This is a genomic window from Aneurinibacillus sp. REN35, assembly GCF_041379945.2.
In the GTDB taxonomy this organism is placed as follows: domain Bacteria; phylum Bacillota; class Bacilli; order Aneurinibacillales; family Aneurinibacillaceae; genus Aneurinibacillus.
Genome location: NZ_JBFTXJ020000022.1, coordinates 42,134 through 49,417, shown reverse-complemented (window position 1 = coordinate 49,417; position 7,284 = coordinate 42,134). Strand labels below are relative to the sequence as shown.

General features: G+C 42.3%; 7 protein-coding genes. 3 read left to right on the top strand and 4 right to left on the bottom strand.

From position 1 onward, the window contains the following. Positions 1–221, top strand: a 221-nt coding sequence (locus AB3351_RS22935; RefSeq protein ID WP_371149435.1) for a hypothetical protein, incomplete at its 5' end; no start/stop codon positions are given. Positions 222–337: 116 nt separating this feature from the next. Here the strand turns inward: AB3351_RS22935 and AB3351_RS22930 are convergent. Beyond that, on the bottom strand, positions 338–997 hold the full coding sequence (locus AB3351_RS22930) for a YitT family protein (protein WP_371149434.1): 660 nt from the start codon (positions 995–997) through the stop codon (positions 338–340). A gap of 319 nt (positions 998–1,316) precedes the next feature. Between AB3351_RS22930 and AB3351_RS22925 the strand changes: the two genes are divergently transcribed. Further along, a complete protein-coding gene (locus AB3351_RS22925; RefSeq protein WP_371149433.1) occupies positions 1,317–1,550 on the top strand; it encodes a glutaredoxin family protein in 234 nt (77 codons plus the stop codon). A gap of 82 nt (positions 1,551–1,632) precedes the next feature. Here AB3351_RS22925 and phoU read toward each other — a convergent pair whose 3' ends face one another. Then, positions 1,633–2,292, bottom strand: a complete 660-nt coding sequence (gene phoU / locus AB3351_RS22920; protein ID WP_371149432.1) for a phosphate signaling complex protein PhoU — start codon at positions 2,290–2,292, stop codon at positions 1,633–1,635. Between the two features lie 224 nt (positions 2,293–2,516). Between phoU and ftsW the strand changes: the two genes are divergently transcribed. Further along, positions 2,517–3,701, top strand: a complete 1,185-nt coding sequence (gene ftsW / locus AB3351_RS22915; RefSeq protein WP_371149431.1) for a putative lipid II flippase FtsW — start codon at positions 2,517–2,519, stop codon at positions 3,699–3,701. 109 nt (positions 3,702–3,810) lie between these two features. Here the strand turns inward: ftsW and tuf are convergent, their stop codons facing one another. Together tuf and fusA are read right to left on the bottom strand one after the other, a co-directional pair. Continuing rightward, positions 3,811–5,001 (bottom strand): elongation factor Tu, encoded by a 1,191-nt coding sequence (gene tuf / locus AB3351_RS22910; protein WP_371149430.1) that lies wholly within the window; start codon positions 4,999–5,001, stop codon positions 3,811–3,813. A gap of 136 nt (positions 5,002–5,137) precedes the next feature. Next, complete coding sequence (gene fusA / locus AB3351_RS22905; protein WP_371149429.1) at positions 5,138–7,219, bottom strand: elongation factor G; 2,082 nt, start codon at positions 7,217–7,219, stop codon at positions 5,138–5,140. Positions 7,220–7,284 lie beyond the last annotated feature (65 nt).

Below are 7,284 nucleotides of genomic sequence, written 5' to 3'. Positions count from 1 at the left end.
ATATATTTACTCGCACACATCGAGTGTCACTGTTCAGTTTTCAAGGAACTTGTTATTATGCTTTTGCACTGCACCGCGTCTCAGCGGCGACTTTATTATCTTATTACATTTCTTCTGGAATTACAAGTGTTTTTTTCAAAAATTTTTTTACACCTTTTGAAATAGATACCGCTTTGCCTTTCTTGACGGCAAGTAATAATTTATCACAGTATAAACAGTAAGGTCAATACTTTTTTACAGTAAGGCATACTATCCATAATAAAAAGCGCAGAGGGACTCCCTGCACTTTTTACTTATAACTACGTATCAAATTATGCAGCTTACTACATTCTATATATTAATTCTGTGTGGATGTCATCGAACGGTTAAGCACTGCATCCGCTGAATTCTCTTCTAACTCCGCAATATGCTTATTGTTCTTCTCGATCGGTGAAGTTTTATGGTAACGACCCAGTACGGCACTCATCACAATGATAGCTAGTACCGAATATAAAATTTGTATATAACCAAATACGAAAAGCGCGGAGCATACAATACTAATATCTGAAATCATAATTGTCTTACCTGGGTTTACACCATATCGTCTGCTGAGGAACATAGCAAAAATATTAATGCCTCCCAGCGACGAATTGCTCCGAAAAAGTAAAATCAAGCCAAAGCCAATAAAAGATCCACCTAATACTGCACCTACAACAGAGTATGGAATTTTAAAATCAAGTAAAAACGATATCCCATCGGATAGGATCGATAATAACGTTACACTCATAAATGTTTTAAGCGTAAAATTCATGCCAAGTTGTTTTACAGATAACAAGTAAAAGGGAAGATTAATAAGAAAAAATAATGCCCCAAATGACAAACCTGTAATATGATGCAGCACAATACTCATGCCTGCTGTACCGCCAAGTACCAAATCTGAAGCCGTTAAAACCTGAATACCAAGCGCAACCAACAGACATCCCCCAAATATCATACTCATCTGCTTCACAAATGACATAGTCACACCCCTCCTCCCAATGCCTCTTCTCCAAATTTTATTCATATTTTATACATAAAAAATATAACAAAAAAATCTTTTATTCCACGTTATTTCCACTATATCACAGGTATCAACCTATTAAAACTATATATTCCAATGTTTTTATCATTGCTTAACTTGCATAAAATTCCATAAAAATATAATATTCATAATATTATTATTCATTTATATAAATATTTATACAATAAAGCTTTACAGTAATAAAGCATCTCCTCTTTTATATCACTCGATTTGCTATATAATAATAAGTAATACTATGTAATAAGGAGGGTATACTATGTCGATCATTGTTTATTCAGCACCAGGATGCAGCACCTGCGAATTGGTCAAAAATTATTTAACTGATAAAGGATATACCTTTGAAGTACGTGATCTCCTGTCCAATCAGGAATATCAAAAAGAAGTGGAAGCATTCGGCATCATGGGAATTCCCGTTACCGTAGTCAATGGTAAGGCTGTCAAAGGATTTGACCCTGCCGAATTAAATCAGCTTCTACAGGAAGCACACTAAATATAAACACCTTCATAAAAAATAAAGAGGCGACTGCTCATAAACAATCGCCTCTTTATTTTGCGCTATTTTGTTATACGTTTTACGTATTCAGATCAGCAATATTTCCTGTAGACATGTACAGCGACCATTCTCCAATGTTGGTTGCATGATCTCCAATCCGCTCCAATGACTGAAGCACTTTTAGCAATTGAACACCCTCTTTGATTAGTTCTGGCTGTCTTTCCATATTACACTCTATATAGTCAAAGCACTTACTGTAATACCCATCGATCACATCGTCCATCTCATCGAGTAGCCTTAAGCGGCGAAAATCGCCACTCTCAATCGCTTGCACACATACATCCAACATCTCTTTTACTCTCTCGACCATCAGAGGCATCTCAAACAATGAAAGATGATAACCTGCCCCATTCAGTCTAACCACAACCTTAGCAATGGAAACGGATAAGTCCCCAATTCGCTCTAAATCAGTCACCATTTTCAAATATGAGCCTATAGTACGTAAATCCGTGGCCACAGGTGCTTGTAGAGCAATGAGTCGTAAGCTCATTTTAAATATTTTCTCCGCTAATACATTAAGTTTTTCATCGCGTACAATGACGTCTCTTGCCATATCAAGATCTGCTTCCAAAAATGCTCTCCACGCTTGTAAAAAGCCGGAGCGGGCAATGGTAGCCATCTCTGCCACTTCTTTTGTCAATTGATTTAACTGGCTCTCCTGCATTCCGGCACTCGCCATCCTTCCAGAGCATAATTGCTTTTATATGATCTCTTAATCTTAAAAGATAAACATTAAAAACAAGTTAAGACTTTGTTAAAGTGGGATGAATTCGGATTCTGAACTTTTTGTCATCATAAATAAAGTAAAAAATACCCCTGTTTCCCTTGCCAGAGTATAGTAAACTACTAGTATAAAAATAAGTTTGATACATTTATCAGTATTCTACATATCCGGAGGAGCATATGAAAACAAGAGGAAGACCGGATTTTCCCATCCTTATTCTTACTCTTTTTCTAGTAGGTTTTGGGATTGTCATTGTTTACAGTGCCAGTTCTGTTTTTTCCCTGGATAAATTCGGTACGGACACTTACTTTATGAAAAAACAGGTAATGTGGGCGATCATCGGCTTGATCTTCATGCTATTCACGATGAATATTCCCTATACCTTTTATAAGAAGCATTTTGTCGGCATTGCTTTTTTTGTTTTCTTGCTGCTGGCAGCCGTACTGATTCCGGGGATTGGTATTGTAAGAAACGGAGCAAGAAGTTGGATTAATCTAGGGATTGGCTCCCTGCAACCAGCCGAGTTTGCAAAGCTTGCAGTGATCATTTATCTGGCTGCACTTATCTCTAAAAAAGGAGAACATATCCGAGATGTTAAAAAAGGGCTGATTCCCGTTTTTGTCATTGTCGGATTGTTCTGTGGCATTATTGCTATTCAGCCCGATTTCGGTTCAGCCGCTATTCTTGGCATGACAGCTCTTGCGGTGATCATTGCCGGCGGAGCCAATCTTAAACATTTGGTTCTCCCTGGCATACTAGCTGGAATTGTAGGCTTTTTGTTTGTTTTTCTTTCCCCATATCGCTGGAGCCGCCTACAGAATGTCGGCGATCCTTGGGCGGACGGTCTTGATGGTTTGGGGACTGGCTATCAATTAGCGCATTCGTATTTTGCACTTGCACACGGCGGTATTACAGGTGCCGGCTTTGGGAAAAGCATTGAGAAGTATCTCTACCTTCCTGAAGTGCAGACTGACTTTATTTTTGCGATTATGGCAGAAGAGCTCGGTTTTATCGGGGCTTCTATTTTCATGCTCGTCTATCTGCTCTTCTTATGGCGCGTCCTTATTATTACACTGCGTGTAAAGGATACGTTCGCTACGCTTGTCGGCGTTGGCGTTGTCAGCATGATTTTTATTCAGGCGTTCATTAACATTGGTGGTGTTACTGGGCTGATTCCGATTACAGGTGTTCCACTGCCTTTTATCAGCTATGGCGGTTCCTCACTGCTGCTAAACATGATTAGCATCGGGATTATCCTAAGTATCTCACGAGAGAATTATAAACAAAATGTAGAACACCTAGTCAGTCGGACACGAACAAATCAAAGCAGTACAGTCTCTCCTACAAAACAGCGTAAAGTATAAGCATAAACCCCCCTCTTGCTAAAATAGCGAGAGGGGGGTTTTGTATCTTATGCCACAAAAAAGACCCGGTCCGAAGACCGAGTCCTTTTAGATGCACAATGTGCAGAAATTACTTAATGATAGTAGCAACCGCACCGGCGCCTACAGTACGTCCACCTTCGCGGATAGCGAAGCGAGTACCTTCTTCCATAGCGATAGAGCTGATGAGTTCAACAGTGATCTCAACGTTATCGCCAGGCATAACCATTTCAGTGCCTTCTGGAAGTTTGATGATACCAGTTACGTCAGTTGTACGGAAGTAAAACTGAGGACGGTAGTTAGCGAAGAATGGAGTGTGACGTCCACCCTCTTCTTTAGAAAGAACATAGATTTGAGCTGTGAAAGTAGTGTGTGGCTTTACAGAACCTGGCTTAGCAAGTACTTGTCCACGCTCGATATCTGTACGGTCAACACCACGCAGAAGCGCACCAATGTTGTCACCAGCTTGAGCTTGGTCAAGAAGCTTACGGAACATTTCTACACCTGTTACAGTTGTAGTTTTTGGTTCTTCAGTCAGACCAAGGATTTCAACTTGGTCACCAACTTTAACGATACCGCGCTCTACACGACCAGTAGCAACAGTACCACGGCCAGTGATAGAGAATACGTCCTCAACAGGCATCAAGAACGGTTGGTCAACAGCACGCTCTGGAGTTGGGATGTAGTCATCAACAGCAGCCATAAGCTCAAGAATACGCTCAGCCCACTCACCAGTTGGATTGTCAAGAGCTTCTTTAGCAGAACCTTTAACAACTGGGATGTCATCGCCAGGGAATTCGTACTCAGAAAGAAGGTCACGAATTTCCATTTCAACCAGTTCAAGCAATTCTTCATCGTCAACCATGTCACATTTGTTCATGAATACAACGATGTAAGGAACGCCTACTTGGCGAGACAGAAGGATGTGCTCACGAGTTTGTGGCATTGGGCCGTCAGCAGCAGATACTACCAGGATCGCGCCGTCCATTTGGGCAGCACCAGTGATCATGTTTTTAACGTAGTCAGCATGTCCTGGGCAGTCAACGTGTGCATAGTGACGGTTTTCAGTTTCGTACTCAACGTGTGCAGTAGAGATTGTGATACCGCGCTCACGCTCTTCAGGAGCCGCATCGATTGAACCGTAGTCCATAGCCGTTGCGCCACCAGTTTGAGAAAGAACTGTAGTGATTGCAGCAGTCAGAGTTGTTTTACCGTGGTCAACGTGACCAATTGTACCAATGTTTACGTGCGGTTTATTCCGCTCAAATTTAGCTTTAGCCATGTGGAAAAAAGCCTCCTTAATTAAAGGTTTTAAGAAGTTAAGTATTTATAAAGAAAGGTTGAAATGCGCGAGGCTATGTACCCCTTACACATTGTAAACCTTTCTTTAATTACAATAAAGGGGTTTTGCTGAAAAATTACAGACCTTTAGCTTTTTTAATGATCTCTTCAGCAATGCTCTTCGGTACTTCTTCATAATGATCGAAGTGCATAGAGTACGTACCGCGTCCTTGTGTACGGGAACGCAGGTTTGTTGCATAACCGAACATTTCGGAAAGAGGTACGAATCCACGAACCACTTGTGCGTTACCGCGAGCTTCCATACCTTCGATACGTCCACGACGAGAGTTGATATCACCCATGATGTCGCCCATGTATTCTTCCGGTACAGTTACTTCTACTTTCATCATTGGTTCAAGGATAGCAGGGTTAGCCTTCTTACCAGCTTCTTTCAAAGCCATAGAAGCGGCGATTTTAAACGCCATCTCAGAAGAGTCAACCTCATGGTAGCTACCATGAACAAGACGTGCTTTCAAGTCAAGGATTGGATATCCTGCAAGAACGCCGTTTGCCATAGCTTCTTCGATACCAGCTTGAACGGCAGGGATGTATTCACGAGGAACCGCACCACCGACAATTTTGTTTTCGAAGATGTAGCCAGTACCCGGTTCGCCTGGTTCAAATTCAACCACAACGTGACCGTATTGACCTTTACCACCGGATTGTTTTGCATATTTAGATTCAACTTTCGCCGGCTGGCGGAAGGATTCTTTAAATGCAACCTGTGGCGCACCAACATTGGCTTCTACTTTGAATTCACGGCGCATACGGTCAACGATGATGTCAAGGTGAAGCTCACCCATACCAGCGATGATCGTTTGTCCTGTTTCTTCATCAGTATATGTTTTGAATGTCGGATCCTCATCGGCCAATTTTGCAAGCGCCATACCCATTTTGTCTTGGTCGGCTTTTGTTTTTGGCTCGATAGCAATACGGATAACCGGCTCAGGGAACTCCATAGACTCAAGGATTACAGGGTTTTTCTCATCGCAGAGAGTATCCCCTGTGGTTGTATCTTTCAAACCTACGCCAGCAGCGATATCACCGGAATAAACCGTTTTGATCTCTTCACGGGAGTTCGCATGCATTTGCAGGATACGGCCGATACGCTCACGCTTACCTTTAGTAGAGTTCAGCACGTAAGAACCGGAATCAAGCGTACCTGAGTATACACGGAAGAACGTCAGTTTCCCTACATAAGGATCAGTCATGATTTTGAATGCAAGCGCGGAGAAAGGACCTTCATCACTAGACTCACGCGTTACTTGCTCATCGCTATCTGGAAGCGTACCTTTGATTGCAGGTACGTCAACAGGTGCCGGCAGATAATCGATAACAGCATCCAGCATAGGCTGAACACCTTTGTTTTTAAATGCGGAACCACAAGTAACAGGGTAGAACTTAACGCTGATTGTCGCTTTGCGAATTGCAGCTTTCAGTTCTTCGATTGTTACTTCTTCGCCATCGAGGTACTTCATCATCAGTTCTTCATCAAAATCAGCAACCGCTTCGATCAGCTGACCGCGAAGTTCTTCAGCTTGCTCTGCAAATTCAGCAGGGAAGCCTTCTGTAATCTCAATGTCTGTTCCAAGATCGTTTGTATAGATGTACGTTTTCTTCTCAACGAGATCAATGATGCCGCGGAAGTTATCTTCTGCACCGATCGGAAGTTGGATCGGATGAGCATTTGCTTGCAAACGTTCATGAAGCGTACGTACAGAATACAAGAAATCAGCACCCAGTTTGTCCATTTTATTAATGAACACGATACGAGGTACACCGTATGTTGTAGCTTGACGCCATACAGTTTCCGTTTGTGGCTCTACGCCGGATTGTGCATCCAGAACACCTACCGCACCATCAAGAACGCGCAGGGAACGTTCTACTTCAACTGTGAAGTCTACGTGTCCCGGTGTGTCGATGATGTTAACACGGTGGCCTTTCCATTGAGCCGTTGTTGCAGCGGATGTAATTGTGATACCGCGCTCTTGTTCTTGCTCCATCCAGTCCATTTGGGAAGCACCTTCGTGTGTTTCACCAATTTTATGAACACGGCCTGTGTAGAACAAAATGCGCTCAGTTGTCGTCGTTTTACCGGCATCGATGTGAGCCATGATACCGATATTACGAGTCTTGGCTAAGGGGAATTCGCGTCCCATGCAAGTACTAGCCCCTTTCTCATATTAGAGATTTGGCAAAGCAAAGCGGACAAAAAATCCGCTTT